Origin of the sequence: Natronomonas sp., assembly GCF_046710025.1 — an archaeon.
Lineage (GTDB): Archaea > Halobacteriota > Halobacteria > Halobacteriales > Haloarculaceae > Natronomonas.
Genome location: NZ_JBKEGK010000002.1, coordinates 1 through 25164 on the forward strand (window position 1 = coordinate 1; position 25164 = coordinate 25164).

Annotated in this window: 27 protein-coding genes; 19 read left to right on the forward strand and 8 right to left on the reverse strand. The window is 66.1% G+C overall.

Annotated elements, in window-relative coordinates; all coding sequences use genetic code 11:
• The first annotated feature begins 76 nt into the window (after positions 1-76).
• From ACI944_RS00220 to purE, 3 genes are all read left to right on the forward strand, one after another.
• Positions 77-1255 carry a 5-(carboxyamino)imidazole ribonucleotide synthase gene (locus tag ACI944_RS00220; protein WP_411717079.1) on the forward strand — a complete coding sequence of 393 codons (1179 nt, stop codon included), beginning with the start codon at positions 77-79 and terminating at the stop codon, positions 1253-1255.
• Between the two features lie 376 nt (positions 1256-1631).
• On the forward strand, positions 1632-2240 hold the full coding sequence (locus ACI944_RS00225; protein WP_411717048.1) for a nitrous oxide reductase accessory protein NosL: 609 nt from the start codon (positions 1632-1634) through the stop codon (positions 2238-2240).
• An 82-nt stretch (positions 2241-2322) separates the two neighbouring features.
• Complete coding sequence (gene purE, locus ACI944_RS00230; RefSeq protein ID WP_411717049.1) at positions 2323-2943, forward strand: 5-(carboxyamino)imidazole ribonucleotide mutase; 621 nt, start codon at positions 2323-2325, stop codon at positions 2941-2943.
• A 365-nt stretch (positions 2944-3308) separates the two neighbouring features.
• Here the strand turns inward: purE and ACI944_RS00235 are convergent, their stop codons facing one another.
• The 4 genes from ACI944_RS00235 to ACI944_RS00250 all read right to left on the reverse strand — a co-directional run bounded on the left by ACI944_RS00235 (position 3309) and on the right by ACI944_RS00250 (position 7415).
• Entirely contained in the window at positions 3309-4337 is a 1029-nt protein-coding gene (locus ACI944_RS00235; protein WP_411717050.1) for a class I SAM-dependent methyltransferase, read from the reverse strand.
• A complete protein-coding gene (locus tag ACI944_RS00240) occupies positions 4318-5463 on the reverse strand; it encodes a 60S ribosomal export protein NMD3 (protein WP_411717051.1) in 1146 nt (381 codons plus the stop codon). The genes ACI944_RS00235 and ACI944_RS00240 overlap by 20 nt, the downstream gene beginning before the upstream one ends.
• A 152-nt stretch (positions 5464-5615) precedes the next feature.
• Positions 5616-6773, reverse strand: coding sequence for an MFS transporter (locus ACI944_RS00245; RefSeq protein ID WP_411717052.1), 1158 nt, complete (start codon positions 6771-6773; stop codon positions 5616-5618).
• 51 nt (positions 6774-6824) lie between these two features.
• Positions 6825-7415 (reverse strand): riboflavin synthase, encoded by a 591-nt coding sequence (locus tag ACI944_RS00250; RefSeq protein WP_411717053.1) that lies wholly within the window; start codon positions 7413-7415, stop codon positions 6825-6827.
• 79 nt (positions 7416-7494) lie between these two features.
• Here ACI944_RS00250 and ACI944_RS00255 point away from each other — a divergent pair, with 79 nt between their 5' ends.
• The 7 genes from ACI944_RS00255 to ACI944_RS00285 all read left to right on the forward strand — a co-directional run bounded on the left by ACI944_RS00255 (position 7495) and on the right by ACI944_RS00285 (position 12787).
• Positions 7495-7758 carry a hypothetical protein gene (locus ACI944_RS00255; protein ID WP_411717054.1) on the forward strand — a complete coding sequence of 88 codons (264 nt, stop codon included), beginning with the start codon at positions 7495-7497 and terminating at the stop codon, positions 7756-7758.
• Between the two features lie 69 nt (positions 7759-7827).
• The gene (locus ACI944_RS00260; protein ID WP_411717055.1) at positions 7828-8058 is read left to right on the forward strand and encodes a hypothetical protein; all 231 of its coding nucleotides are present in this window, start codon (positions 7828-7830) and stop codon (positions 8056-8058) included.
• Between the two features lie 72 nt (positions 8059-8130).
• Positions 8131-8934, forward strand: coding sequence for a tRNA pseudouridine(38-40) synthase TruA (truA, locus tag ACI944_RS00265; protein ID WP_411717056.1), 804 nt, complete (start codon positions 8131-8133; stop codon positions 8932-8934).
• A gap of 55 nt (positions 8935-8989) precedes the next feature.
• A complete protein-coding gene (gene pepF, locus ACI944_RS00270) occupies positions 8990-10780 on the forward strand; it encodes an oligoendopeptidase F (RefSeq protein WP_411717057.1) in 1791 nt (596 codons plus the stop codon).
• A gap of 102 nt (positions 10781-10882) precedes the next feature.
• Positions 10883-12100, forward strand: a complete 1218-nt coding sequence (gene pan2, locus ACI944_RS00275) for a proteasome-activating nucleotidase Pan2 (protein ID WP_411717058.1) — start codon at positions 10883-10885, stop codon at positions 12098-12100.
• Positions 12101-12157: 57 nt separating this feature from the next.
• Positions 12158-12475 carry a hypothetical protein gene (locus ACI944_RS00280; protein WP_411717059.1) on the forward strand — a complete coding sequence of 106 codons (318 nt, stop codon included), beginning with the start codon at positions 12158-12160 and terminating at the stop codon, positions 12473-12475.
• A gap of 45 nt (positions 12476-12520) precedes the next feature.
• Positions 12521-12787: a hypothetical protein gene (locus ACI944_RS00285; protein WP_411717060.1), complete on the forward strand. Its 267-nt coding sequence runs from the start codon at positions 12521-12523 to the stop codon at positions 12785-12787.
• 35 nt (positions 12788-12822) lie between these two features.
• Here ACI944_RS00285 and ACI944_RS00290 read toward each other — a convergent pair whose 3' ends face one another.
• Positions 12823-13752, reverse strand: coding sequence for a branched-chain amino acid transaminase (locus ACI944_RS00290; protein WP_411717061.1), 930 nt, complete (start codon positions 13750-13752; stop codon positions 12823-12825).
• 134 nt (positions 13753-13886) lie between these two features.
• On the opposite strand from ACI944_RS00290, the gene ACI944_RS00295 reads away from it, so the two are divergent.
• Positions 13887-14555: a methyltransferase domain-containing protein gene (locus ACI944_RS00295; RefSeq protein ID WP_411717062.1), complete on the forward strand. Its 669-nt coding sequence runs from the start codon at positions 13887-13889 to the stop codon at positions 14553-14555.
• Here ACI944_RS00295 and ACI944_RS00300 read toward each other — a convergent pair.
• On the reverse strand, positions 14552-15007 hold the full coding sequence (locus tag ACI944_RS00300; RefSeq protein ID WP_411717063.1) for a type IV pilin: 456 nt from the start codon (positions 15005-15007) through the stop codon (positions 14552-14554). The genes ACI944_RS00295 and ACI944_RS00300 overlap by 4 nt on opposite strands.
• A gap of 50 nt (positions 15008-15057) precedes the next feature.
• Positions 15058-16290, reverse strand: a complete 1233-nt coding sequence (locus tag ACI944_RS00305; RefSeq protein WP_411717064.1) for a hypothetical protein — start codon at positions 16288-16290, stop codon at positions 15058-15060.
• 152 nt (positions 16291-16442) lie between these two features.
• Between ACI944_RS00305 and ACI944_RS00310 the strand changes: the two genes are divergently transcribed.
• The 8 genes from ACI944_RS00310 to ACI944_RS00345 all read left to right on the forward strand — a co-directional run bounded on the left by ACI944_RS00310 (position 16443) and on the right by ACI944_RS00345 (position 23675).
• Positions 16443-17576 carry a helix-turn-helix transcriptional regulator gene (locus ACI944_RS00310; protein ID WP_411717065.1) on the forward strand — a complete coding sequence of 378 codons (1134 nt, stop codon included), beginning with the start codon at positions 16443-16445 and terminating at the stop codon, positions 17574-17576.
• Positions 17577-17700: 124 nt separating this feature from the next.
• Entirely contained in the window at positions 17701-18495 is a 795-nt protein-coding gene (locus tag ACI944_RS00315) for an electron transfer flavoprotein subunit beta/FixA family protein (RefSeq protein ID WP_411717066.1), read from the forward strand.
• Positions 18492-19460, forward strand: coding sequence for an electron transfer flavoprotein subunit alpha/FixB family protein (locus tag ACI944_RS00320; protein WP_411717067.1), 969 nt, complete (start codon positions 18492-18494; stop codon positions 19458-19460). The genes ACI944_RS00315 and ACI944_RS00320 overlap by 4 nt, the downstream gene beginning before the upstream one ends.
• A 109-nt stretch (positions 19461-19569) precedes the next feature.
• Complete coding sequence (gene trpC, locus ACI944_RS00325) at positions 19570-20343, forward strand: indole-3-glycerol phosphate synthase (RefSeq protein WP_411717068.1); 774 nt, start codon at positions 19570-19572, stop codon at positions 20341-20343.
• A 6-nt stretch (positions 20344-20349) separates the two neighbouring features.
• On the forward strand, positions 20350-21606 hold the full coding sequence (gene trpB, locus ACI944_RS00330; RefSeq protein ID WP_411717069.1) for a tryptophan synthase subunit beta: 1257 nt from the start codon (positions 20350-20352) through the stop codon (positions 21604-21606).
• Complete coding sequence (gene trpA, locus ACI944_RS00335; RefSeq protein WP_411717070.1) at positions 21603-22511, forward strand: tryptophan synthase subunit alpha; 909 nt, start codon at positions 21603-21605, stop codon at positions 22509-22511. Before trpB ends, trpA begins: the two co-directional genes overlap by 4 nt.
• Before the next feature lie 26 nt (positions 22512-22537).
• A complete protein-coding gene (locus ACI944_RS00340) occupies positions 22538-23326 on the forward strand; it encodes a 2-amino-3,7-dideoxy-D-threo-hept-6-ulosonate synthase (protein WP_411717071.1) in 789 nt (262 codons plus the stop codon).
• 154 nt (positions 23327-23480) lie between these two features.
• The gene (locus ACI944_RS00345) at positions 23481-23675 is read left to right on the forward strand and encodes a cold-shock protein (RefSeq protein WP_015408257.1); all 195 of its coding nucleotides are present in this window, start codon (positions 23481-23483) and stop codon (positions 23673-23675) included.
• 145 nt (positions 23676-23820) lie between these two features.
• On the opposite strand, the gene ACI944_RS00350 is transcribed toward ACI944_RS00345, so the two are convergent.
• Complete coding sequence (locus ACI944_RS00350; RefSeq protein ID WP_411717072.1) at positions 23821-25104, reverse strand: PQQ-binding-like beta-propeller repeat protein; 1284 nt, start codon at positions 25102-25104, stop codon at positions 23821-23823.
• Positions 25105-25164: the final 60 nt, after the last annotated feature.

The window sequence follows — 25164 nt, forward strand, 5'->3', positions numbered from 1 at the left end:
AGGTCGGGATGACGGGACCGAAACAGTCCCCGCCCAAACGACAACACTCTCTATCGTCGCGATACGATGGGTGGACATGAATCACCGTACTCCGGCAGCGACTATCGGCGTCGTCGGCGGCGGGCAGTTGGGTCGCATGATAGGCGAGGCGGCCGGCCCACTCGGCGTCGAGGTGGTCGTCTCGGATCCGACACCTGACTGTCCGGCCGCGCCGGTCGTCCGCGACCAGATCGTTGGCGACTTCGACGACGAGGACGCGATCCGCGAACTCGCCGAGCGCGCGGATGTCCTCACATTCGAGATCGAACTCGCCGACCCAGACGCGATGGCGCGCGTGGGCGAGGCGACCGACACGCCAGTTCATCCTGACCCCGACACGCTCCGGACGATTCAGGACAAACTCGTCCAGAACCGCGCGCTTGCTGACGGAGACGTTCCAGTCCCCGAGTTCCGCCGCGTCGACGACGCTGACGACCTGCGCGCGGCCGGCGAGGACCTCGGGTGGCCGCTCATGTTGAAGGCCCGCGAGGGAGGGTACGACGGCCGCGGGAACCGTCCGGTCGAAGGCCCCAAGAAAGCCGAGGCGGCGCTCGCCGAGATCGGCGGAGCGGCGCTCGCCGAGGAACTGATCGACTTCGAGCGGGAGGTGGCGGTCATGGGCGTCGTCGGCGACAGCGAACGACGCGCGTACCCGGTCACGGAGACGATCCACCGCGAGGAGATTCTCCGGGAGTCCGTGACGCCGGCCCGAACCGACGAGGCCGTCCGATCGCGGGCTCGGGAGGTCGCCTTCGACGTGCTGGAGCTGCTTGAAGGGCGCGGCGTGTACGGGATCGAACTGTTCGAAACCCGCGAGGGCGGGATTCTCGTCAACGAGATCGCCCCCCGGCCCCACAACTCCGGACACTGGACGATCGAGGGGACGGTCTGTTCGCAGTTCGAACAGCACCTTCGGGCCGTGCTGGGGTGGCCCCTCGGCAGTACCGAACTCCGCTCGCCCGCAGTGACGGCAAACCTGCTCGGCGACATCGACAGCCCCGAGCCGGTTGAACTGGCCGGGAGCGAGGCGATTCTCGAAGCCGCCGCGGCGTCGCTGCACTGGTACGGCAAACGCGAAGCGCGGCCGCTCCGGAAGATGGGTCACGTGACGCTCGTCGATAGTGTCGGGGACGAGGCCAACGCCGACGGAGACGAGGGACGGGACACGCTGCTCTCGCACGCTCGGGAGTTGGTCGACGCGACGACCTTTGAGTAGCTACTCAGCCGATGTTTGGTTGGCTCACCCGACCTCGGAAGTCGAGTCGAACGATGGGTTCCTCGGTGCCGAACCGCTTGTGGTTCTTTTTTCCGGGGTCGCAGCCGCGATGATGCGTCCGGAGGTTTATATATCGAGACAGGGGCAGACCGCCCGTGAACTGACACGGAGCCGACAGCCGGCAAAGGCGGTCGCGCGGATCACCGCTGTCGGAGTACGCCCCCGTCGATCCGCCTGTTTGCCAGTCCACAGCTGCGGGTGTGGGAGCGGTTAGTGGTTCGGCCGATCCGTGTCGGCAGTGAAATAGAGGCCCAAACGTGCGTCCCCGACGGACGCTACCGGTCGTGTTTTTATTCTGTGGTCCGAGGCGTCAATGATGAAATTCCCAGAGACGGGATGCGGCCGGCGATCGGTGCTTGCGGCGATCGCCTCGGGGGGCGTCGTCGCGGCCGCCGGCTGTCTCGGCGGCGGGGGCGGGCCGGACGCGAGTGCCGATAGCGACGCCGCGGAAGACGAGCCGTCGTTTCCCGACCACCCTGGCGACGAACCCCGAGACCCACCCGCGGGGCGGCGCTGTGACGGCCCCTGCGGGATGGAGCCGAGAGACTATCCGGAGGCAAACGCACAGGTCGCCCACGTCGACGGCAGCGGGGTCTTCTTTGACAGCGCCGGCTGTCTCGTCTCGTATCTCCACGATCCGATGTTCTACGGCGGCCCCGCGGCGGCGGTCGAAACCGTCTGGGTACGAGACTTTGGGACGAAAGCGCTCATCGACGCGACCGAGGCGGGGTACGTCCTCGATTACAGCAAGGAGCGCCACGAGGAGGTAATGGCACACAACCCGAAGCCGTTTGCCGACCGCGCCGACGCTATCGCCTACGTCGACTCGTACGACGACCTCGGCGAGGCCGACATCGTGGGGCTCGACGACTTCGGAGCCAAGCAGGCCCACCGGTATCGCGACTATCCGCTCCCGGAGGAGTGATTCGAGGGACCGGGGCTACAGCGTGCGACGAGGGCGTTGAAGAATCATAACGCCCAAACGAACGCCGCCCGCCGTCTCTCGTATGACCCGCTCCGTCGAAGTCGAGGCACTCATCGACCTGTTCGAGGCCGAAGCCGATCGCGACCGCCCCGAAGGGGAAACCCCCGATGTTGGGATCGTCATGGGGTCAGATTCCGACCTCGACACGATGTACGGCGCCTACGAGGCACTGACGGAACTCGGCTTCGAGGAGGTCACCGACTACGACGACCCGCCGGAGAGTCAGTTCACCTTCGAGACGTTCGTCGTCTCGGCCCACCGGACGCCCGAGTTGATGTACGCCTACGGCGAGACGGCCCGCGAGCGCGGCCTTGAGGTGCTCATCGCGGGCGCGGGCGGCAAGTCGGCCGACCTGCCGAACATGACGGCCTCGATCGCCTATCCGCTCCCCGTCATCGGGGTGCCGGTCCAGGAGAAGTCGGTCGATTCGGTCGTCGGGATGCCGACCGGTGCGCCGCTGGTCGCCGTCGACGCCGGCAAGTCGTTCAACGCGGCGCTGTCGGCCGTCCAGATCCTCTCTCGGGCCCACCCGGAACTCGAGGAACGGCTCGACGCGTACCACGACGACCTACAGGACGGCGTCGGAGCGGTCTCGACGCGGCTCCACGAACTCGGGACAGAACGGTTCCGCGAGGAGCGCTAGCTCGTCCGATCGATGGGGACGGACGCGGCGACGCCGGGGAGCGGGCGGGAACGGTGAACGATGTCCTCGCCGTCCTCCGGGAGCGTCCCGCGCTCTTAGCTATTACTCTACTTCGGTGCAAACGCGCTCCTGTACGCGATTGTCGTCTTCTATCCCCAACTGCCCGGCAGCTTCGGCGTCGACACCGCCTTCGGCGCTGGCCTATATCTGTCGGCCAACGGAGTCGCCGGCGGCGTCACGGGGGAACTCTACGGTCGTTTCAAGTGGCACGTCGGGGCTAGAGAGCTTGTGCTCGCGGCCGGGGCCGGGGCGGTCGTGCTGGCGCTCGCGGACCAGCGCTGACGCCCCCAGTCGCGCCGTCCGGGTTACTCGATGTGTGCGTCCACAACCCCGTGGACGACACCGGCGCTGTGGCTCTTGACGCGGTGAACATCGAGAGTGTCGACCGACCGATGGGCGGCCGCGGCGGCGTCCCGAAGCCGATCGATCGGTCGGTCGGGAAACAGCGCTTCAGGGGTGGCCTCGTGGAGGTGGATGACGCCGCCGGAAACGACTGCATCGAGTGCCGAATCGAGATACTCGTGGGCATCGTAGTAGCCCATCACGACCCGGTCGGCGGTTGTTTCGACGCTCCGGCAGTCGCCGAGGATCGCGTCGAGTTGGGCGGCGACATCGTTACGAGAGGCGTTCTCGACGAGTCGGCGGTGTGACTCCGGGTCGATCTCGGTAGCGGTCACGGACGCCCCCGCCCGCGCCATCGGCAGCGAGAAGTAGCCGATCCCGGCGAACATGTCGAAGACGCGTTCGTCGGGGGCGACGTATTCGCCCATCCGGGCGCGCTCGGCCTTGTTGCCGGGCGAAAGCATCGTCTCGGAGAGATCGAGAGCGTACTCGATACCGTGTTCGACGTGGACCGTCTCGGTGTCGCCAGTCCCGGCCACGACCTCGCCAGCGGGGTCCCGTCGTGTTCCGGAGACCCCGCCGCGGGCAAGGACGGTATCGGCGTCGCCGTGCACCTCAAGGAGCGCCTCGCCGACGGCCCGGCGGGCGTCGGGGGCGAGCGGCCCCTCGGCGGATACGTCGCCGAGATCGACCAATACGACATCCCCGATCACGGCCCACGACGCCGGGGCGGCCTCGACAACGTGATCGGGGACGCCGTGGGACCGAAGCACGTCCTCCAGCCCCCGCTCGCGGATCGGGAGGGCGAGTTCGACGACCGCTTGGACATCGGTCTCGGCGGGTGGGCGAGTGACCGGTAGCGCGACCCGATCAGCGTCGTAGGCCTCAATCCGGCGGCGCGAGTCGTAGATGCCCTCCGCCTCGAGTGACTCGGCGACGCGTTCGGTCCGGGGGTTCTCGACGATCGCCGCCTTACCGGGATCGTCCGTCATCGTCCGAGTCCTCCTCGGGAAGAACGTGGAGCCCCGCGCGGTGTTTGAGTACGGGCACCGACTGCACGTCGGGATCGAGGTAATCGGGCCGGGGGATCGTCTTCGATTCGAAGGTGTCGGGATCGAGGACCTGGACAGCGTGGTCGTCCTCGACCGCGACGAGCGTCGTCTCCTCGCCGTCCGCGCGCTCGCCGAGTTTGCGCGCATCGGGGTCGATCCCCTCCTCGAAGTCGGCCTCGTAGCGTTCGCCCGTAGCGAGTCGAAGCCCCTTCAGGTTGCCGTGGGCGCTCGTTACGAGAACAGGCCCGTCGCCGTCGTCGAGATCGATTACGTCGCCGGGTGTGTAGGGCGGCAGCCGGGCAGTAAACGTGACCCGGTACACGTCGTTGCCGTCGCCGTCCTCCGTCACGAGCGTTGGTGCCTCCGAGACCGTACCGCCCAGTTCGGCGACAATCCGCTTCGCGATCCCCTGTCCCATCTGGTTCGTCGAGATCTTCATGTCGATCCCGTCACCGGTTCGGGTGGTTTCGGTAATGAACGCATTTCGGTCGCCGGTCGCCTCCCGGTCGGCGATGTATGACTCTGCGATCTCGACCGCGCGGTCGTTCTCCGCGGGTGTCGGCGTCCGATCGGTGCCCCGGACCTGAATGATGCTGGCGTAGTAGTCGCCGGCGATGCGGCCACACCGGTCGCAGGTTTTTCTGGCGATATAGACGGGGACGGTGATCTCCTCAGAGAGGTCAGTGTCGCGGACCCGGCCGCTGAACAGACAGTGCATCCGGATCGTGTTCTCGTCGACCTGCTCGGGGTCGACACCCCACTCGACGTCACGGGCGTCGACGTGGACCGCGAGCCGCTCGGCGGTTTCCTCGACGGCGACATCGGTGTAATCGCGCGCGCCGACGTCGATCCAGCGGTTGCCGCGATGGAGGGCACCACACCGGCTACACACCTGAATCTCGATGCGCTCGGGCGCGTCCACGAGGTCGAACGACTCGAAATAACAGCCGTCACATAGCACGGCGTCGGGGTCACGGGGGCCGCCGGGGAGGTCGATCTCCGGCGGCCGCTCGATCTCATCGCCGCAGCGCGGGCAGAACGCCCCCGATCGGGACCCGGAACTCATTATCCGACGTATCGCCCCGAGGCGGTTAAGCAGTCCGGACCGGGCGCGTGGAGGAGTATGTATAGACGGCCACGCGCCGCCGCGATTGGATCGACGGGGCGTTTTTGCTACGACGCGGCGGCCCTACCGATTTCTCGACGTTTTGGCAGCGGTCACTCCACGAACCCACCTACGCGGTCGAAGGCGGCGAGGAGACCGACCGAGGCGAGCAGACACACCGCCGCGCCGTTGAACACCGCATTGTACGTGTATCCGGCCTCCAACAGTTCGCCCACGGCAGAGGACCCGACCGACTGAGTGAGCATCCAGACCGAACTGAACACGGCGTACGCGCTCGCCCGAGTCGAGTCGGGCAGTGCGCCGAGGACATACGTGTCCGTCGCCGGAAACAGCGCGTGGACAACGAAGCCGATGACCGCAGAGACGACGGCCAGCGCGAACAGTCCCTCAGCGGCCGTCAACGCGAGGATACACCCGGCGAACGTCGCGACGATCCCGAGTAGATACGGGACGTGCGGAAGCCGATCGGCCAGGTTCCCGCCGAAGTAGAAGGCGGGAACGCCACTCGCGAAGACGACAGTTAGCATCGCCCCTGAGGCCTCCCTCGAGAGCCCCTTCGACTGCATATAGAGATCATAGAAATTGAAGATCCCCTGCCAGACGAACACTGCCCCGCCGGTGATGACGAGGGCGGTCAGGATGACGCGTCGCTCCGAGAGCGCGCCGGCAAGGAAGGCCCGATCCTCACGGCCGGCCCGCGGCATCTCCGTCCTGCGGGCGGCGATCCAGGTGTAGACGGTGGTGGCCGCCGCCCCGACGGCAATCGTCCAAAGCGAGAGCCGCCAGTCGAAGAGCAACGCAACGGTAACGAGCGGCGCGGCGACGACCGCCGCGAGTTGCGTGGCCGCGCCGTGGATCCCGAGAACGTGGCCGACGCGCTCGGGGTACAGTTCGCTCAAAAGCGGGTTCGCGGCGACAAAGTAGACGCCCGAGGCGATCCCCATCGCGAACGCGCCGATCATGAGCTGTCGGGGCGTCACCGCGGTCGCGGTGGCCGCCGAGGCGACGGCGAGCAACAGCCCGCTCGCGACGACGAGGCGGTGTCGCGAGAACTTTGTCAGCAGCCAGCCGGTCGGGAGTCGAAGCGAGGCGCTCCCGATCCAGACGAGCGTCGCGATGAGCCCCGCGGTGGCCTCCCCGATCCCGAACTCGGCGATGAACACGTCTAATAGCGGCGCGAAGACGATTCTGGCCAGGTTCAAAAAGAAGACGAGCCCACAGAGGGAACCGAAGAGGCGAGCGCGCGTCACGGCCGGCGTTCGGAACGAGGGGTCCCAAGCGTTCCGATTGCCGCCGGGACGCTACTGATATCCTTCGGTCAGACGCTCGACGTACTTCGCCACCACGTCGACTTCGAGGTGAACCGGGTCACCGATCGACTTCCCTGAGAGCGTCGTGAGATCGTACGTTGCGGGGATGATCGCGACGGTGAAATCGTCCTCGCGGAGGTCCGCCACTGTCAGCGAGATGCCGTCGACGGCGATCGACCCCTTCTCAACGACGTAGCGCGCCAGCGCGTCGGGAAGCGAGAAGCCGAAGTACCAGTCGTCGCCCACCTGCTCGATGTGGGTGACCGATGCGACGCCGTCGACGTGACCCTGCACGAAATGGCCGTCGAAGCGGCCGTCGGCGGGGAGTGCGCGTTCAAGATTGACCGCGTCCCCGGTCGTGATCGAGTCTAGGTACGTCCGATTGAGCGTCTCCTCGGAGAGGAACAACTCGAAGCGGTCGTCGTTGAACGCTTCTACGGTCAGGCAGGCCCCGCTTATGGCGACGCTTTGGCCGTGTTCGAGATCAGCGGTGAACGGTGCGGCCACCGCGATCCGTCGGCCCTCGTCGGTGTCCTCGATCGAAACCACCTCGCCGGTCGTCTCGACGATGCCGGTGAACATACGCCGTGTTGGATCGTCGGCGACGAAAGGCTGTCGTCGTGCATCGGCTTTTTGTTCGCGAGCGCCGACGTTCTTATAAATGAAGCTGCTCGACACGCTCACGCTGTTCGGCACCGTCGCGCTCGCGGCACCCATCGGGCTGCTCGGCGTCGAGTTCCTCGTCGGCGGCCGCACGGTTTCGGGCGCCGGCTTTCTGACCATCGCGCTTGCGCTCGTCGCCGGGGGGTATTTCAGGCCGAGCGTGAAGTCGATCGTCGCCGGAACAGTCACGGACGTAGCGACGACGAACGACGGCGACGAAACCGCGGTGACGGAGGGCAAAAGCGACGACAGCGGCCGATAGCGAGGGACGCCGACGCGGTGTCTGCGGCCGACGGAGGAGTATTTAAACATCCGGGGCGAACAGCCGATTATGCCGCTCGGGATCGTTCGGACGCTGCAGTTGGCCGGGACGCTCGTCGTCGCCGGGCCGGTCGGGTTGATCGGCGTGTTCAGCTTGCTCGAGGGGCGGTACACTCATGGAATGTTCTTTTTGACGGCAGCATTCGGACTCATTGGCGTCAGCGAGTACGTCTATCTCCGCCTGACGGACCGGACGGTCGGGCGCCTCCGCAGGCTGCGGAACGTCCGCGGCGACGAGTGAGCGCCTGTCGCGACCGGTTGATCGGAGCGTTCCCCCGACCGTTTATAATTGAGACGCGGATACGGATGTCCCGTGCGCGCCTTCCGACTTGCCTACGACGGCTCGGGGTACCGCGGCTTCCAGCGCCAGCCACACGGCGAGACGATAGAGAACGAGCTCTTCGCGGCCCTCGATGAACTCGGCGTCGGGTTTGAGGGCGGGTCGCCGGTCGGCTACGCGGCGGCGGGGCGGACCGACGCCGGGGTCTCGGCGCGGGCGCAGACGGTGGCCTTCGAGCCGCCGGCATGGCTGACGCCGCGCGCGCTCAACAGCGAGTTGCCCGGGGCGATCCGGGCGTGGGCGTCCACCGACGTTGACCCGGGATTTCACGCGACCCACGACGCCACGGAGCGAGTATATACATACTTCCTCCACGCCCCGGCGGTCGACGACGACGACGCCCGCGAGGCCTGCCGGCGGCTCTCCGTCGAGGCCGACTTCCACAACTTCACGCCGGACGACGAGGGGACCGAGCGCGCGGTGTCGGTCTCGCTCCGCCGGAACGGGCCCTTCTTGCGACTCGAGTGCCGAGCCGGCGGGTTCGCCCGGCAGCTCGTTCGGCGACTCGTCACCGTCGTTGAGGCGGTCGCGCGCGGCGCTCGCGATCCGTCGTTTATACCTCGGGCGCTCGGTTCCGAGCCGCTTTCCGGGCCGGATGGCATCGCCCCGGCCGCCCCCGGCCCACTCGTGTTGTTCGACGTCTCCTACCGCGGCGTTACCTTCGAGATCGACGCCGACGCGCTCTCGAGCGCGCGAGGGGTTTTTCGTGCCCGGCGGCGGGAGCGCCTCGCCGCCGCCCGAGTGGCCGGGTCGCTGGTTCCCGACGAGGAGCCATAGGCGAAGCATCCCCGGGGACGACGGGTTTAGGACGACGGCTCCCCTACCACAGTGTATGAGTTCGGTGCCCGAGCGAGGCGACATCGCCGAGGAGTACATGTGGGACCTGACGGATCTGTTCGCCGACGACGAGGCGTGGGAGACCGCGTATGAGGCCGTCGAAGAGCGGATCGAGGAGCTGTCAGCCTACGAGGGCCGGGTCACGGAGAGTGCGGCGACGCTCGCCGAGGTCTTGGAACTGCGGGAATCGGTCATGCGAGAGGTTTCGAACGTCGCCGCCTACGCGCGGATGCGACGCGACGAGGACACGACGAACCAGCGCTACCAGGCGCTCACGGCGCGCTCGCAGTCGCTTGCCGCCGACGCCTCCAGCGCGGCGAGTTTTATCCAACCGGAGCTACAGGAACTCGACCGGGAGGCGCTGTCGGCGTTCGTCGAGGACGTTCCCGACCTCGAGACGTACGATCACTACTTTGACGACACGCTACGGATGAAACCCCACACCCGGTCGGCGGAGATCGAGGCGCTTTTGGCCGATCTGAGCGAGGTGACGGGGGCGGCGGGCGAGGTGTACAACATGCTGACGAACGCCGATATGACGTTCCCGACGGTCGAAGGGTCCGAGGGCGGCGAACGGCGGATCACGCTGTCGAACTTCACAAAACTCCAGAAACACCCCGATCGGGCGTTCCGAAAGCGGAGCTACGAGGCGTTCTACGACGAGTGGGCCGAATACCGAAACAGCGTCGCCACGGCGTACAAAAACAGCGTTAAATCGGATCGAAAGCTGGCCGCGGCGCGGAATTACGACTCGGCGCGTGCAGCCGCACTCGACGGCCCGAACGTTCCGGTGGAGGTCTACGAGACGCTCGTCGGAACCGTCGAGGATAACCTCGACGTGTTGCACCGCCACGCCGAATTGAAGCGCGAGGCACTCGGTGTCGACGATCTCCGGATGTGGGACCTCTACGCGCCGATTGCGGACGGCGAGAGCCCCGACCTCGAATACGACCGGGCAAAGGACTACGTGATCGAGGCCGTCGAACCGCTTGGCGACGCCTACCGCGACCGGATGGCCGAGGGGCTCGAATCGCGGTGGGTCGACGTCTACGAGACCGCGAACAAGCAGTCGGGCGCCTACAGCGGCGGGACCTACGACAGCCAGCCCTACATCCTGTTGAACTATCAAGACGACATCGCCTCGATGTACACCCTGGCTCATGAGTTGGGCCACTCGATGCACTCCGAACTCACGAGTGACGAGCAGCCGTACGTCTATTCGGGGTACGAGATCTTCGTCGCGGAGGTGGCTTCGACGGTCAACGAGGCGCTGTTGACTCGCCATCTGCTCGAGACGGTCGAGGACGAGCGGTTCCGTCGACACGTCCTCGACGAGTATCTCGAGCGGTTCCGGTCGACGCTGTTCCGACAGACGATGTTCGCCGACTTCGAGCACCGTGCCCACGAACTCGACGCCGAGGGCGAGGCCCTGACGCCGGATCGGCTGGACGAGCTGTACCGAGGCCTCAAATCGAAGTACTACGACCCGGCCGTCATCGACGACCGGATCGCCAGCGAGTGGATGCGGATTCCGCACTTCTATCGGGCCTACTACGTCTACCAGTACGCGACGGGGATCAGCGCGGCCAACGCGATCGTCGACCGCATCGCGTCGGAGGGCGAGCCGGCGGCGGCGGACTACCGCGAGTTCCTCCGCTCCGGATCGCGGACGTACCCCCTCGAGTTGCTCGAGACGGCCGGAATCGACATGTCCTCCCCGGAACCGGTCGAGGCGGCGATCGAGGCCTACGACTCGATGGTCGCGGAGTTCGCGTCGCTGACGTGACGAGACCGAGGCCCGAACCGATACGGGACAGTATGCCAACGACTACCGCAAACGTCTCCCCCACCCAAAGGCCCTTTTAATTTCCGACCGTTAGCATCGTTAATGTCGCATAGCCCATCGCTCCCGGACCGGCCGACGCTCAATCTCGACCCCGATATGCCGGTCGATGAGCGGCTTGCCGCCCTCAGGGAGCATTATGTCGATGTCTCGCGGGTTCACGACGAGCTTTCCAACCAACTCGAAACCGTCCGCGAGCGGCAGTCGGACCTCCGTGAGGAAGTCACTGATCTCCAAGAGGAAAACGAGGCGCTGAAAACATCGTCGCTGTATCTCGCAACCGTCGAAGAGCTCACTGACGATCAGGTGCTTCTCAAACAGCACGGCAACAATCAAGAGGTGCTCACCGACGTCTCGCCACGACTATACGACCGGCTGGAGGCCGGCGACCGTGTCGCGATAAACGACTCCTTTGCGATCCAGACGGTTCTCGACTCCGAGACCGACGCTCGTGCACAGGCGATGGAAATCGCCGAGAGGCCCGACGTCACCTACACGGACATCGGCGGGCTCGAAACCCAGATCCAAGAGGTCCGCGAGGCGGTCGAGGACCCCCTCGTGAATCCCGAGCAGTTCGATACCGTCGGCATCGATCCGCCGACCGGCGTGCTGTTACACGGCCCGCCGGGGACCGGCAAGACGATGATGGCGAAGGCCGTCGCCAACCGGACCGACGCCACGTTCATCAAGATGGCTGGCTCCGAACTCGTCCAGAAGTTCATCGGCGAGGGCGCACGGCTCGTCCGGGACCTGTTCGAACTCGCCGCCGAGCGCGAACCCGCCATCATCTTCATCGACGAAATCGACGCCATCGCTTCGAAGCGGACGGAGTCGAAGACCTCCGGGGACGCCGAGGTCCAGCGGACGATGATGCAACTCCTCTCGGAGATGGACGGTTTCGACCAGCGTGGTGACATCTCGATCATCGCGGCGACGAACCGCTTCGACATGCTCGATCGCGCCATCCTCCGTCCCGGCCGCTTCGATCGGCTCATCGAGGTCCCCGAGCCCGATGCCAACGGCCGCGAGCAGATTCTCTCGATCCACACCGAGCGGATGCAACTCGATCCGAACGTCGACCTCGGACGGATCGCCGAGGACACGGAGGGCTTCTCCGGGGCCGAACTCGAGAGCCTCGCCACGGAGGCCGGAATGTTCGCGATCCGGGAGGGTCGGACCGAGGTCGCAAACGAGGACTTCGAGGCCGCGCTCGAAAAGATCGAGGACGAGGAATCGGCCGGAACCCCGATCGCGTTCTACTGACGACGGTGCGGATCCGCGGCGGATTTATAACTCAAGGCCGCAATCGGTGACCCGACGATGGAGATCGAGCAGGGGCCCGAACCGTGGCAGCCGAAGGTTACCGTCGAGGGGCCGAGGGCGGTCCGGCTCGTCTCGTTTTTGAAGACACACAACACCGACCTAACAGCGACTCTCGCGCTGGCCGCCTTCGTGATCGGCACCCTCAGCATCTTCGTCGCATCGTGGCTGCAGTGGCTCCGGTGGGCGCTGTCGTTCGTCACGTTCCTCGCCGCCGTCGTGACGACCGGCCGGTGTCTCCGTGCCGAGGTCACCGTTCCCGATGCGTTCGAGGGCGAAGACGAGGACACGGCGGAGAACAGAAATGTGACGCAGTGATGTCGGAACGAACAGATACACACCGCTGACGACCCTAGTGTTCATATGGATCGTACGTACCGCTGTCTCACCTGTCTCGAACACACGCTCTCGCGGGAGTTCGACACATCGCACCTCTCAGTGAGGTGTCCGGTGTGTAGCTCCTTCGAGCGGTTCGTCAACGAGGCGGTCTTCGAGCAGTTTCGAGCCTTCGAGGAGTCGCCGCCCGAGTCGCTAGAGTGGTCGACGCTGGATCGGGGGGAGAGGCTGATGATCAGCGAGGCGGTCACACGCCGCGGCCGGTCGGTCGAGGATTTTTCTGTCGAACACTAAGCGCGGGGTCGACGGCTGGCCCGTCGCCGGACAACTCACACGTTCAAGAACCACTCGTCGTACTCTTCGAGTTCCCCTTCGACGAGGTCGAAGAACTGCTGTTGGATCTCCGCAGTAATCGGGCCGCGAGTGCCGTTACCGACCTCCGTGTCGTCGACGCTTCGGACCGGGGTGACCTCGGCGGCGGTTCCGGTAAAGAAGAGTTCGTCGGCGGTGTACAGTTGACCGCGCCCGATGGAAGCCTCGTCGTGGACGGTGTAGCCGAGATCGCGGGCGAGTTCGATGACCGTATCGCGGGTGATCCCGTCGAGGATGGACTCGGAGACGCCGGTGGTGAACAGTTCGCCGTCGTTCACCATGAAAATGTTCTCGCCGGGGCCCTCGGCGACTTTGCCCTCCTTGTTGAGCACGATAGCCTCAACGTAGCCGTTTCGGCGAGCCTCCTCACCGGCGAGCATGGAGTTGAGGTAGGGGCCGGTGGCCTTGACGTTGGTCGGGATCTGGCTGGAGGCGTGTTTGCGCCACGAAGAGACCATCACGTCGACGCCATTTTCAATCGCGTCCTCGCCGAGGTACGCCCCCCACGGCCAGCAGGCGACCATTGTCTCCGAGGGGCAGTCCTCCGGGGAAACGCCCAGCGAATTGTAGCCGTAGTAGACGAGCGGGCGGATGTAACACGACCTGAGGTCCTGCTCGCGGATGAGCGATAGCGTCGCCTCGGTGATCTCCTCGCGGGAGTGATCGATTTCGTGGTCAAGCACCTTCGCGGAGTCGTAGAGCCGATCGAGGTGTTCGTCCCACCGGAACAGCGCCGGGCCGTCCGATGTGTCGTAGCATCGGGCCCCCTCGAACACCCCGGTACCGTAGTGCAGTGAGTGGGTCAACACGTGCGTCTGCGCCTCGTCCCAATCAACGAACTCGCCGTCCATCCAGATCGTGTCGACATCCATCTCCTCGAAAGACATGGTTTGTCTGTGGGCCGGCCCCGTAATGAGTGTTGACGATTCGGGCGGTTAGTCGAGCAACCCCCCGCTCGCGGGTTCCGGCAGTTCGAGCACGAATCAGGGGGGTTATGCCCCGAGAGCCACAATAGAAATCGATGGGAGTCCTCGAAGACAAGGCCCGCGCTCGGCTCTTTTATAAATATCTCTCGCAGGTGTACGACACGATCAACCCGTTCATCTGGAACGAGGAGATGCGCGACGAGGCCCTCGAGTGGTTCGGGGTCGAGGCCGGCGATCGCGTTCTCGATGTCGGGTGTGGCACCGGTTTCGCGACCGAGGGGCTGTTGCAGCACACGGACGACGTCTGGGGGCTCGACCAGTCGGCCCACCAACTCGAGAAGGCCTTCGGGAAGTTCGGCAAGCGCGATCAAGTGAAGTTCCACCGCGGCGACGCGGAGCGGCTACCGTTCGCCGACGACAGTTTTGATGCCTACTGGTCGTCGGGATCGATCGAGTACTGGCCCGATCCGGTCGCCGCACTCCGGGAGGCGCGTCGGGTCACGAAACCGGGAGGACCGGTGTTGGTCGTCGGTCCCGACTACCCGAAGTCGACGGCGTTCGCGAAACTCGCCGACGCGATCATGCTGTTTTATGATGAGGCGGAGGCTGATCGGATGTTCGCCGAGGCCGGCTTCGAGGCGTTCGAACACCGGATCCAACAGCGCGCCCCCGGAACGCCGCGGGCGATCACGACGATCGCACGAGTTCCTGGGCCGGGGACAGAGGCGGCGACAGTCGACCCGGAGCCCGTCGATCCGAGCTAGGCGGTCACCTCGAGTTCCGCGATATTGTAGTCGTCGGCGTAGAGCCGGATCGTCACGGTGTCGCCGGGGTCGATCGGTGGCGCGTTCGTGCCCGCAGTCCGGAACGAGGCGGTTTCGCCGGCCCGCCAAGCCGTGGCCGCTGCGCTGTTGAACGCGCCGGTCGGCGCGCTCTCGAAGCCGCGGGCTGAAAAGAACGGAACCGGCGGTTGTTCGGCGAGGGGTTCCCCCTCGACGCGTATCCGAATATCGAGAGTTTCGGGATCGATCACGTCGCCGCCGGTGTGTGTCACCCTAATTTCGCCGGTCGGGTCGGCCGCCGCGTCGAAGGTCGCAACGGTGTGTTCGGGGACGGAGCCAACGGGGACGGTCACAACGACGGTTGCCGCGAGGGCGACAGTCACCACAAGCAGACACAGAACGCCGACGAGTGGGGAAACGCCACGGGAAGCCATGGGGTGCCCTGGCCGCGTCCACGTATATAAACCGCCGGACATCCCGGCACTCAGGCGGGCGTCGCCTCAAGCGACACCGTTTCACCGGCGTAGGTCGCGTTTACTGTCACCGAGCCACGAGGGGCGACGGCCCACAGCCGGCCCTCGTCGGTCGATCCGATCGGATTGCCGTTCAGTTCGATTCTTGCGTCGACGGAGTCGCCGGTCGCGTCGTCGCGGACAGAAACACCAATTGGGCCGCCGCCGCGGGTCGTGTCGACGACGAGACGGAGGCCGTTCGTGGTGGTTTGGGTCGTATCGGTCGGGAGCGACTCGAGATCGTTTCGCTGGAACTCGACCGTCGCGGTCTCCGAACCGCTGTCGAGGTACGTCTCGAGTTCGCCGTGCGGGTGAGGAATGTTGAACCGGTAGACGCGGTCAAACGTCGGCCCGATCGGAGAGGCCGAGACGCCGAGGTTGTTTTCGGTGACCCACGGGTAGATACGCTCCATCCGTTCGAGCGCGAGCAGCGGGCTCCCGCCGTACTGGTCGGGGGTCTCTGTGTCCCTCGCGCTCGGGTCGGAGGCTTCGCGCAGGAACGTCCCGTCATCTCGATCGACCGCGGCGAGGACGATCCCGCTGCCGGCCGTCTCGACGTACACTCGGGCGGGGCCCTCGCCGACGGCGGCGTCGGCAAGTTCGGCCCTGACCGGCCCCGTCGTCGACAGGAGCCGGACCCGATCGGTCGCCGCGCGGTTGGCTTCGGCGTCCATGTCGAGTCGGTTAGCCCGTGTCTCCAACCACTCAAGACGGTCAACCGTCGTCTCGGCCGTCCGGCTCACTACGGATAGTGACCGGAGCAGTTCGCGGGTGTCGATCGTCCCTTCGTTGTACCGCCGGATTGCGGTCCGTTCGGCCTCGCGCAACTCGTCGACGCGGGTAGTGAGGCGATCCACGCCGTCTTCGACGACGGCGTCGCGTTCGGCGTCGGTAGCCGCGTTCGCGTAGCGACGTTCGAGCGTCTCGCCGACGTACGCGCCTTTGAGTCCGCCAGCGTCGGCCTCGATGGCGGCCGCGACGTCGAGGTCGGCGGTGTGGTTTCCGGAGCGCTCGATGTCGTCGGCTGAAGGGGCGAGATACTCCGAGGTGTTCGGCGTCGCGAGCACGGTCATCGAGGGGTCGGGATCGGCCGTCGTTTCCTGTGGCTCGGCGGGTCCGCCGACGGCCTCAGCATCGACGGCGACCCCACCGATGGGGGCCACACAGAGGAGGAGGGCAAAGACGAGGGCGCGGACACCATCCATACCTGGGATGTCGCCCCCGGGAAACAAAAATCGTCCGCCCCGCGCCGGACCCGAACGCGCGGTCGAGAGGAGTCGAGACAGTTTATCGACGGCGCAGACCTTTTATCGCTGGATAGAAAGCGTTTTCCGGTGCGGGTGTCCATCGTGTAGCAATGCGGTGTCGGGTTCCCACCCTGCTGTGTGCCCTCCTCCTCGTCTGTGCCCCGATGCTTGGTGCGGTTCCTGCCGCCGGACAGCCCCAGGTTGACGGGACGCATCTCAAGGCGCAACTCCAAGCGGACGGCGACGCGGCGTGGAACGTCACGGTCAGCGTGCCCATCGAGAGCGACAGCGACCGTGAGGCCTTCGAGGCGTTCGCAGACCGGTTCGAGGCCAACGAAGGAGGGCTCGAACTCGGGGTCGACGCGTTCGAGCGAGCAGCCAGTGAGGCTTCGGCGGCGAGCGGCCGCGAGATGGCGATCACGTCGGTCAGCCGCCACAGCGAGGTCGTGACCGACTCCGAAGGTGGGGACACGCACGGGATCCTCCGCGTCTCGTTTACCTGGGAGTCGTTCGCTCGGATCGACGACGAGGACACACTGTACGTCGACGACGCGTTCAATACTACGGACGGGACGTGGCTGCCGGGGTTGGGGGCAGAGCAATCGCTGACGATCCTCGCCCCGCCCGGCTACGGCGGGCCGACAACGTCCCCGATCGGTGCTGATGGGGGAGATCTCACATGGGAGGGACCAGCGACGTTCGAGCCCGGCTATTTTAATATCGTGTATCACCCGAGCAGTGCGGGACCGACGACCGACGGGATGTCGGATACCCTCGTCATCGGGGCGTTGCTTCTGAGCGGCGCCGCACTCCTCGTCGGGCTGTATCTGCTGTTCGCCCGACGGAACGGGAACACGTCGCCGGGCGAGGGCGGCGCGATCACTCGTTCGGGGCCGGACAACGGCGAGAGAGGCGACGGAACGACGGCGGGCCCGGCGGACACGACAGGGGTTGCGGAGCCGTCCGGACAGGACGACGAGGACGCCGATCCGGGCGCCGGGACGGACGAGCCGGACCCCGAGTTGCTCTCGGACGAGGAGCGCGTCGAGTACCTCCTCGAGCAGAACGGGGGACGGATGAAGCAGGCGACGATCGTCAAGGAGACGGGATGGTCGAACGCGAAGGTCTCACAGCTCCTGTCGTCGATGGACGACGAAAACCGGGTTGACAAGCTCCGTATCGGCCGGGAAAACCTCATCAGCCTGCCGGGAGAGGGTGTCGGCGAACTCGACGACGGGACGTAGCCCCACTCGCCGGTAGAGTGTCGGGACGGACCGGTAGCGACGAGGGCGGGAGCGCGGAGCGTAATCAACAATTGTTCGGAAAGATTTAATCCCGGACGGTCGTCACGATTATTGACTAGATAGCATGAAGGTACTCGTCACTGTCAAAGAGGTAGCCGAGGTCGACGACGAGTTCGAGATCTCCGGACTCGACATCGCCGAAGGGTCCCTCGAATACGATCTCAACGAGTGGGACGACTACGCCGTCGAGGAGGCCGTCCAGATCTCCGAGGCGACCGAGGACATCGAGGTGGTTACGGTTACGATCGGCCCCGAGCGTGCCGAGGAGACCGTCCGGATGGCGCTCGCAAAGGGGGCCGACCGCGCCATCAGAGTGTGGGACGACGCTCTGGCGGAGGCGCAGTTCCTCGACATCGGCACAAAGGCCGATATCATCGCCGCCGTCGCCGAGGCGGAGGACCCTGATCTGGTCCTCTCGGGTGTCCAGGCGAGCGACGACTCCAACGGCGCGACCGGCGTCGCCCTCGCCAAACGGCTTGGCTTCGAGTGGGCCGCCGTCGTCAACGATCTCGAACTCGACGCCGGGGCTGGGATCGCCTCAGTTCACCGTGAACTCGAGGGCGGCATCGAGGAACTCACCGACGTCGATCTTCCCGCAGTGTTGACAATTCAAACCGGGATCAACGAACCACGCTATGCCAGCCTCCGCGGCATCCGGCAGGCACAACGAAAGCCGCTTGAGACCGAATCCCTCGACGACATCGGCCTCGACGCGTCGGTCGTCGAGTCGCCGATAGAGCGGACATCGATGTACGAACCCGAAACTGAAAGCGACGCGGTCGTCTGGGACGGCAACGCCGACGAGACAGCCGGGGAACTGGCTGAACTCCTCCGCGAGAAGGGGGTGGTCGAGGGATGACGGTGCTCGCCGTCGCCGAGCACCGCCGTGGGGACCTTCGGGACATCTCCTTCGAGCTCATCACCGCCGGTCGTGAACTCGCCGCCGACTTCGACACTGATCTGGCGGTCGCCGTGATCGCTGGGGACATCGAGGGGTTCGCCGATAAACTGAACCGCGAGGGCGTCGACACGATCTACACCGTCGACAACGGCGAGGAGTTCAACCACGGCGTCTACGCGGAGGCGGTCGAACAGCTGTGTGCCGAACTCGATCCGACAGCGCTTCTGTTGCCCAACTCGGTGAACGGATTGGACTACGCGCCCGCAGTCGCTGGGTCGCTCAACCTGCCACTCGTGACCGACGTGGTCGGCATCGAAGGCGGCGGGACGGTTGAGGTCGTCCGTGAACAGTACGGCGGGAAAGTCGAGACGACCTACGAGGTCGACTCGGAGCGATGCGTGCTGACGATCCGAGGGGCCGAGTGGCCTCCGGCCGAATCGACCGGCGACGCGTCGATCGAGGCCGCCGAGATCGACATTGACGAGGGGTCGCTCGGCGCGACAGTAAACGGATTCGAGGAGGTCGGCAGCGGCGACGTGGATATCACCGACGCGGACGTGCTCGTTTCGGTCGGCCGCGGGATCGGGGAGGAGGATAACATCCCCATCATTGAGGAACTCGCAGATGCCCTGGGCGCGACGCTGTCGTCGTCGCGGCCGATCGTCGACAACGGCTGGCTGCCGCAGAACCGCCAGGTCGGCCAGTCCGGAAAGGTCGTCACGCCGGACGTCTACATCGCGGTCGGGATCTCCGGGGCGGTCCAGCACGTCGCCGGAATGAAGGGTGCGGACACCATCGTTGCGATCAACTCGGACCCGAACGCGCCGATCTACGACATCGCGGACTACGGCATCGTCGACGACCTCTTTGAGGTCGTCCCCCGACTGATCGAGGAGTTCGGCGGGCAGGCGCCCGAGATCTAAGCGCGGATACGCCGGGTGATTTTTTCGCTCCGATGTGCCGCCCGGAGCCGCGGCACCGTGGGGCTGAGACGGAAGTCTTTTGTACATATACGTCCGTTAATGTACAGTAATGAACACCAGAGAGGAGTTGGCCCCGGCGGTCCGGTCGATCCTCGAGGCCGCCGAGGAGCAGGGCGGCGGCGACGAACCGCTCGACGTGACGCCCAGATCGCTGCCGACAGCGCTGGAGGCGGCCGAAGCCGACGGACGTGCACCGGTCATCGCCGAGGTAAAGCCGACCAGCCCGACTACCGAGGGCGAACACACGGCAGATCCGGTCGAACTCGCCGAGGCGATGGTGGACGGGGGGGCGGTGGCGTTGTCGGTGCTGACCGAACCCGAGCACTTCGGCGGCTCGCCGGGGACGCTCGAGGCGGTCCGGGCGGCCGTCGATGTGCCCGTACTCCGGAAGGACTTCGTTCTGCGGGAGGCCCAACTCGACGTCGTAGAGGCGGACCTCGTGTTGCTCATCGCCCGGTTTGTCGACGACCTCGGAGGACTTCTTGAGGCCGCCCGCGGGCGCGGCTTTCAGGTGCTCGTCGAGACACACACGCCGGCGGAGTTCGAGGCGGCGGTCGAGGCGGGGGCGGATATCGTCGGGGTCAACAACCGCGATCTGGCGAAACTCGACGTCGACATCGGGACGTTCGAGCGCGTCGTCGACTCGGTCCCGGCAACGGCCCGCGAAAACGTCACCCTGATAGCCGAAAGCGGCGTACAGTCACGTGACGACATCGCACGGATGCGCGCGGCCGGCGCGGACGCCGTGCTCATCGGCTCGGCAATCATGGACGGCGACGTGCGAGCGAACACGGAGCGGCTCACGAGCGGCCACACGGAGTGACCCTATATGTCCCAACCTGACACCAAATTCGGCGACTACGGCGGCCAGTACGTCCCCGAGGCGTTGATGCCCGCCATCGAAGAACTGACAGACGCGTACCGGCGCTACGTCCTGAACAACGAGGACGGCTTCATGGACGAGTTCCGCGAGCGGATCAAGGACTTCGGCGGGCGGCCGACGCCGCTACAGCGCGCCGAACAGCTCTCGGCGCGCTACGACACGGAAGTGTATCTCAAGCGCGAGGACCTGCTCCACGGCGGGGCTCACAAGCTCAACAACGCCCTCGGGCAGGTACTGCTCGCGAAGTACATGGGCAAAGAGCGGATCATCGCCGAAACCGGCGCGGGCCAACACGGCACCGCGACGGCGATGGCCGCGGCCCACCTCGATATGCCCTGCGAGATCTACATGGGTCGTCGTGACATCAACCGCCAGCGTCCCAACGTGTTCCGGATGCGGCTCAACGGCGCGGCGGTCAACCCCGTCGATATCGGTCGCGGGACCCTCAAAGAGGCGATCAGCGAGACGATGCGCGATTGGGCGACGACCGTCGAGACGACCCACTACGTCATCGGGTCGATCGTCGGCCCCGCGCCGTTCCCGGCGATGGTCCGGGATTTCCACTCCGTCATCTCCGAGGAGATCAGGTCCCAGACGGCGTCGAAGCTCGATTGCCTGCCGGGATCGATCGTCGCCTGCGCGGGCGGCGGGTCAAACACGATGGGTGCCTTCGCCGAGTTCCTCGACGACGATGATGTGGACCTGTACGCCGTCGAGGCCGGCGGCTCCTCTCTGACCGTCGACGAGGAGGCCGGCGTCGCGCCACACTCGGCGTCGCTTTCGACCGGCGATGAGGGGGTGCTCCACGGTGCGCGGACGAAACTGCTCCAAGACGGTCACGGTCAGATAATGGAGTCCCACAGCGTCTCTTCGGGACTCGACTACGCCGGCGTCGGTCCGCAACTCTCACACCTCGTCGACGAGGAACGGGTGACGCCGGTCACCGTCGACGACGACGACGCCTTGGAGGCGTTCCACCGGCTCTCGCAGGACGAAGGGATCATCCCCGCACTCGAGACGGCGCACGCGTTCGGCTTCCTCGAGACGACGCTCGGGCCGGACGGCGACGGTTCCGTTGCCTTCGACGAACCGGTCGTGGTCAACGTCTCCGGGCGCGGCGACAAGGACCTCCAGGCCGCGATCGAGGAGACCGAGAAACGCGACCTCGAGAACGCGCCGGAGATGGAGGTGTTTGATCAGTGAGTCACGAGAATCGAGCGGAGCGAGATGCTCGAAACGGCCAAACGGCGAGCGAAGCGAGCCGGGACGACCGTCGGGGAGCCTCATCACTCGAGGACGCCTTCGAGGAGCCGGCGTTCGTGCCGTACCTCGCGGCGGGCGACCCGGATTTCGAGTCCTCGCTAGAGTACGTTGAGGCGCTCGCCCGCGGTGGCGCGGACGTGATCGAACTGGGGCTGCCGTTCTCCGAACCGATCGCGGAGGGGCCGACGATCCAGCAGGCGGTCGTCAGGTCACTGTCGGGCGGAATGACGCCTGAGCGATTCTTCGACTTCGTCGAGGCGCTTGACGTCGACGTCCCGCTCGTGTGTATGACGTACTACAACCTCATCTATCAGTACGGCGACGAGCCGGTCCGATCGTTCGTCGAACGGGCCGCCGGGGTCGGCATCGAGGGGTTCGTCGTGCCTGATTTACCCGCCGAGGAGGCCGATTTGCTCCGCGACACCTGCGACGAGTTCGGGCTTGATTTGATCTTCATCGTCGCGCCGACGACGGCGGGCGACCGCCTCGACCGGATCATGGGGCAGGTCTCCGGCTACGTGTATGTCCAGGCGCGCCTCGGCGTCACGGGCGCTCGCGAGTCGCTATCGGATCACACTGAGACGACGGTCGCCCGGCTCGAGGAGTATGACGTCCCGAAGGCAGTCGGCTTCGGCATCGCGACGGGCGAACACGCCGCATCGGTCGTCGAAGCGGGCGCTGACGGCGTTATCGTCGGCTCCGCATTGGTCGATATCGTCGCCGAAGGCCACGAGCGCGACGCGCCGACGGCGGACGTCGCGGCGGAGTTAGAGTCGCTCGCTCGCGAGTTGAAAGCCGGCGCGGTCGACGGCGGGCAACGCCGTCCGCGACCGGAACGAACTTGAGGCAACCTCGCACACTCACAGACACCATGACAGCAGGGATCACCGCACGGCTACAGCGGATCGGGACAGAGGGTCGGTACGTCGTCGTGCCGATGGACCACGGAATCACGCTCGGGGCGGTCAAAGGGCTCAAAGACATCGAATCGACGATCGACGCCGTCACGCGCGGCGGCGCGGACGCGGTGTTGACCCAGAAAGGCATCGCCGACCGCGTCCACGGGAATAAAAACGGCGCGGGCTACATCGCTCACCTCAACGGTTCGACCGCGATCGGGCCCGACGAGAACGACAAGCGGCGAACTGGCTCGGTCGAGGCCGCGTTGCGGGCCGGTGCCGACGCCGTCTCCTTTCACATCAACGTCGGCTCGAAATACGAGCGCGAGCAGATCAAGCAACTCGGAGCGCTGACCGACGAGGCCGCCGAGTACGGCCTGCCCGTGCTTGCGATGACGTACGCCCGCGGCCCCGACACCGAGGGCGACGACCCCGAGGCGCTGGGCCACGCGGTCCGGCTAGGCGAGGAGCTGGGCGCGGACCTGATCAAGACGGGCTACAGCGGCGATAGGGAGAGCTTCGAGCACGTCTGCGAGTCGACGCGCTGTCCGGTGCTCATCGCCGGCGGGTCGCCAGACGGCGACCTCGAGTCGCTGCGCGATGTCCGAGGGGCGATGGACGCCGGTGGGGCCGGCGTCTCGATGGGCCGGACGATCTTCCAACATGATAACCCAGAGCGGATAGCACACGCCGTTGCACTGGTTGTTCACGAGGATCTTGGGGCGGCCGAGGCACTCGAACGCGCCGAACTCGACGCGTAAGCGGGATTCTTTCTATCGCGGGCAGAAATCGACGGCCAACGAATGCGCTCTAGTTCTTCGGCAGTCTCCCGGAGACAAAGCGTCAGCCCCAGCGGGTCGTGGTAGCCCTGCTCTCGGAACTCTTATACGCACCACCACTGTACATTTGTTTGTAATGGCAAACGGTACGGTTGATTTCTTCAACGACACAGGCGGCTACGGTTTCATCTCGACTGACGACTCCGACGAAGACGTGTTCTTCCACATGGAAGACGTCGACGGCCCGGATCTCGAGGAAGGACAGGACATCGACTTCGACATCGAGGACGCCCCCAAGGGCCCCCGCGCGTCGAACGTCGTTCGCAACTGATCGGTCACCGCGACTGATCGGCCACCGCGAACTAACGCAATAACTGACGCGATCGACGCCCCGAGTTCACGGCGATCGTGACTCCGGGCGGTGATTTTCGTTTTCGCACTCACGACACCGTAGCCGTCGGCTCGTCCGAGTTCGCTCACCGGAGCGCGTGGAGCCGGTCGGCGACGTGCTCGGTGCCACCGTCGGTGTCCTCGTACTCGAGCGTTCGGACGACGGCTCGTCCGTCGGCGAACACCGGTGCCCGATTGAGTTGGTACTCGAAACTGTGAGTATCGACTGTGTCGCCCGTCTCAAGATCGACCGCGACGACCGTGTCGACGAAGTCGCCGTCGGTTTGGCGGCCGTAGGCCCGGTCGCCGGCGACGATCGGCGGGCCGAAGAGGCCGTTTCGCTCCCAGCGCGGGTCGCCCGAGTCGGGATCGAGGGCGGCGACGCGTCCCCCCGCGACGACGACCGTATCGGCGCGCGCGGCGACGGGCGAGGTCAGTCCGCGCTCCGCAGAGTACGTCCACTTGCACTCCCCGGTCGACGCATCGAGTGCGAGGAGGCTCCCGTTCGGTCGGTCGGTGCTGGCGTCGCGTCGATCGGTCGTCGAGACGTACACCGTCCCGTCGACGGCCGCCATCGAGTCGGGAAAGCGCACGCCCTCGATCCGTGTCCGCCAGGCGACGCCGCCGTCGTCGAAGGCGACGACGTGGTCGTCGGTGTAGCTTTCCTCGCCGTCGTCGCGCGCGAAGGCAGCAAAGGCCGTCCCGTCGTGGACGGCCGGACGGGCGGTCGGCGTCAACTGAGAGAGCCAACGCCCGCCGGGCCACCCCGTCGGGTGGAGGCGGGCGAGGGTCCCGCCGTCGGCCGCGTCGAGTGCGACGACGGAGCCGTGGCGGACGCAGGCGAGCACCGTCGGCCCTGCGCCGACGACGGACGTGATCCGGCCGGCCTCGAACGTCCACGCGACGGAACCACGGTCGGCGGCGTAGAGCCGCTGCCCGTCGCCGTCCTCGACCCGCTCGGCGACTACGTACGTCCGGTCGCCATCGGCCGATGCGAGGCGACACCGGCGGACGCCGGAGGGCTCGAACGTCCAGCGTCGGTCGCCGGTGGCGGCGTCGTACGCGAGGATGCGGGACCGAAACGGCCCTGGACCGCCGGTCGCCGCCACGAGTACCGTCCCGTCGGTGACGAGCGGACGGGAGAGCCGCCCCGCGACGCGGATTCGCCACTGCTCCTCGAGCGAGTCGGGACCGTCGGGCACCGCGTTGGTGTTGCCGAGGTCGCAGAACCGGTGAGGCCACCCTGTCGTGTCGGACGGAGGGGACGGAAGCGACGGGGTGGGATCGCTACAGCCAGCCAGACAAGCGATACCGGCCGCGCACCCGCCGAGGAAGGTGCGCCTGATCGTGGAGGGACAACGGAGGGACACACCCGCAGAACGCGGCGGTTGGGGAATAGTTCTTTCGTCGGGGGCGAGCAGGTCGCTCGC

Coding starts and splice junctions, on each gene's coding strand:
- ACI944_RS00220 (WP_411717079.1), top strand. CDS start 77: ATGAATCACCGTACTCCGGCAGCGACTATCGGCGTCGTCGGCGGCGGG.
- ACI944_RS00225 (WP_411717048.1), top strand. CDS start 1,632: ATGAAATTCCCAGAGACGGGATGCGGCCGGCGATCGGTGCTTGCGGCG.
- purE (WP_411717049.1), top strand. CDS start 2,323: ATGACCCGCTCCGTCGAAGTCGAGGCACTCATCGACCTGTTCGAGGCC.
- ACI944_RS00235 (WP_411717050.1), bottom strand. CDS start 4,337: ATGACGGACGATCCCGGTAAGGCGGCGATCGTCGAGAACCCCCGGACC.
- ACI944_RS00240 (WP_411717051.1), bottom strand. CDS start 5,463: ATGAGTTCCGGGTCCCGATCGGGGGCGTTCTGCCCGCGCTGCGGCGAT.
- ACI944_RS00250 (WP_411717053.1), bottom strand. CDS start 7,415: ATGTTCACCGGCATCGTCGAGACGACCGGCGAGGTGGTTTCGATCGAG.
- ACI944_RS00255 (WP_411717054.1), top strand. CDS start 7,495: ATGAAGCTGCTCGACACGCTCACGCTGTTCGGCACCGTCGCGCTCGCG.
- ACI944_RS00260 (WP_411717055.1), top strand. CDS start 7,828: ATGCCGCTCGGGATCGTTCGGACGCTGCAGTTGGCCGGGACGCTCGTC.
- pepF (WP_411717057.1), top strand. CDS start 8,990: ATGAGTTCGGTGCCCGAGCGAGGCGACATCGCCGAGGAGTACATGTGG.
- pan2 (WP_411717058.1), top strand. CDS start 10,883: ATGTCGCATAGCCCATCGCTCCCGGACCGGCCGACGCTCAATCTCGAC.
- ACI944_RS00280 (WP_411717059.1), top strand. CDS start 12,158: ATGGAGATCGAGCAGGGGCCCGAACCGTGGCAGCCGAAGGTTACCGTC.
- ACI944_RS00285 (WP_411717060.1), top strand. CDS start 12,521: ATGGATCGTACGTACCGCTGTCTCACCTGTCTCGAACACACGCTCTCG.
- ACI944_RS00290 (WP_411717061.1), bottom strand. CDS start 13,752: ATGTCTTTCGAGGAGATGGATGTCGACACGATCTGGATGGACGGCGAG.
- ACI944_RS00295 (WP_411717062.1), top strand. CDS start 13,887: ATGGGAGTCCTCGAAGACAAGGCCCGCGCTCGGCTCTTTTATAAATAT.
- ACI944_RS00300 (WP_411717063.1), bottom strand. CDS start 15,007: ATGGCTTCCCGTGGCGTTTCCCCACTCGTCGGCGTTCTGTGTCTGCTT.
- ACI944_RS00305 (WP_411717064.1), bottom strand. CDS start 16,290: ATGGATGGTGTCCGCGCCCTCGTCTTTGCCCTCCTCCTCTGTGTGGCC.
- ACI944_RS00310 (WP_411717065.1), top strand. CDS start 16,443: ATGCGGTGTCGGGTTCCCACCCTGCTGTGTGCCCTCCTCCTCGTCTGT.
- ACI944_RS00315 (WP_411717066.1), top strand. CDS start 17,701: ATGAAGGTACTCGTCACTGTCAAAGAGGTAGCCGAGGTCGACGACGAG.
- ACI944_RS00320 (WP_411717067.1), top strand. CDS start 18,492: ATGACGGTGCTCGCCGTCGCCGAGCACCGCCGTGGGGACCTTCGGGAC.
- trpC (WP_411717068.1), top strand. CDS start 19,570: ATGAACACCAGAGAGGAGTTGGCCCCGGCGGTCCGGTCGATCCTCGAG.
- trpB (WP_411717069.1), top strand. CDS start 20,350: ATGTCCCAACCTGACACCAAATTCGGCGACTACGGCGGCCAGTACGTC.
- ACI944_RS00340 (WP_411717071.1), top strand. CDS start 22,538: ATGACAGCAGGGATCACCGCACGGCTACAGCGGATCGGGACAGAGGGT.
- ACI944_RS00345 (WP_015408257.1), top strand. CDS start 23,481: ATGGCAAACGGTACGGTTGATTTCTTCAACGACACAGGCGGCTACGGT.